This is a genomic window from Pseudomonas sp., assembly GCF_050739775.1.
In the GTDB taxonomy this organism is placed as follows: Bacteria; Pseudomonadota; Gammaproteobacteria; order Pseudomonadales; family Pseudomonadaceae; genus Aquipseudomonas.
In genome coordinates, this window is record NZ_JBOICA010000090.1 from 1 (window position 1) to 1,513 (window position 1,513).

A 1,513-nucleotide genomic window follows, 5' to 3' on the forward strand; every position below is an offset into this window, starting at 1 on the left:
AGGGCGACCAGCTCTCCCTCAATGGCCAGGTCCTGGACTTCGGACCTTTGCCTGGCGGCGCCACGCTGCCCGTCGAAGCATTCGCCTGTCCTTGGATCACCGCGCCAGTTGAGCGCGTGGATGGCAGTCTGGTGCTGACCATTACTTTGCCGCATGGCGCCATGGCCGGGGAGCAGTCTCGTTATCCGGCCGACATCGTCAGGCCTGCAGATGGCAGGCTGGCGCTGCCGACGGACTACGACCCGAAGCTCGAGGGCTCCAGCCCGGTCTGGCCGCTTGTGCCCGGCGCAATCGACTGGTCCCAGGTGGTCACCACCGAGATGAAAGCCCAGGCCGCCGCCGAACAGCAGTTGGCTCAGGTGATCGCTGAAGCCGCGGGGCGCCGGGCGGTGGCGGACGCTGCCATTGCTCCGCTGCAGGATGCCGTCGACATCGACGATGCGACCGAGACTGAGGTCGAGACCTTGAAAGCCTGGAAGAAGTACCGCGTCGCGCTGAGCCGCGTGCCGGAACAGCCGAACTATCCCGATGCGATCGACTGGCCAGCGCCGCCGGCCTGACAACTACCACACCCAAAGCACCCGCCATCGAGCGGGTTTATTTTTGCCTGGAGAAACACATGTCCCCGTTGACCGAGCAGCAGTTGCTGCAGATCCTTCCGAACGCCCGCCCAGTCGCGGGCATTTTTTTGCCTGCGCTGAACCGGGCCATGGCGCGCTACAAGATCGACAGCCCGGTGCGCGTGGCTGCGTTCCTGGCCCAGGTCGGCCATGAGTCGGGTCAGCTGCGCAACCTGGTGGAGAACCTGAACTACAGCGCCGAGGCGTTGGTGCGTACCTGGCCCAGCCGGTTCACCACGGAGTCGGCAGCCGCCTGCGCGCGGCAGCCGGAGAAGATCGCCAACATCGTGTACAGCGGGCGCATGGGCAACACCCGGCCTGGGGATGGCTGGCGGTACCGTGGCCGCGGCCTGATCCAGCTCACTGGCCGGGCAAATTATGCCGCCGCCGGCGCCGGCCTGGGCCTGCCGCTGGAAGAGAAACCCGAGCTGCTCGAGCACCCCGAGCACGCCGCGATGTCCGCCGCCTGGTGGTGGTCGACCCACGGCCTGAACGAACTGGCCGACGCCGGTCGCTTCCAGGATATCGGCAGCGTGATCAACACCGGCAAGCCTGGCCGGGTGCCGCACGGTGCCGCTGAGCGCAAGGCTCTGTATGAGCGGGCACTGAAGGTGCTGGCGTGATCAGCGCGCGCACGATCGGCGGGGCGGTATCGCTGGCGTTGGTGGCCTGGGCGTTCTGGGGTGCCTACGAGCATGGCCGTTCGACCATGGATGCCGAGTGGCAGGCGCGCTGGGCTGTCCGTGATGCAGGCGATCAGCAGGCTTGGGCGCTGGAAGAGGCCAAAGCCCGCAGTGAAGAGCAACGCCGCACAGCGGCACAGGAAGAGGCGAGAGCAAATGCTCGGGAACAAGAACATACTGCAGCTGTTGATGGCACTGGCGCTGATGCTG

3 protein-coding genes are annotated in these 1,513 nt (G+C 66.5%); all 3 read left to right on the forward strand.

Features of this window, described 5'->3' with window-relative positions; all coding sequences use genetic code 11:
• Positions 1-560 (forward strand): tail fiber assembly protein (locus ACRESH_RS24155; RefSeq protein WP_431744332.1); only part of this gene is annotated, 560 nt, incomplete at its 5' end.
• 59 nt (positions 561-619) lie between these two features.
• Positions 620-1,243: a glycoside hydrolase family 19 protein gene (locus tag ACRESH_RS24160; RefSeq protein WP_431744333.1), complete on the forward strand. Its 624-nt coding sequence runs from the start codon at positions 620-622 to the stop codon at positions 1,241-1,243.
• Positions 1,240-1,513 (forward strand): DUF2514 family protein (locus ACRESH_RS24165; RefSeq protein ID WP_431744334.1); only part of this gene is annotated, 274 nt, incomplete at its 3' end. The genes ACRESH_RS24160 and ACRESH_RS24165, both read left to right, overlap by 4 nt.

Coding starts and splice junctions, on each gene's coding strand:
- ACRESH_RS24160 (WP_431744333.1), top strand. CDS start 620: ATGTCCCCGTTGACCGAGCAGCAGTTGCTGCAGATCCTTCCGAACGCC.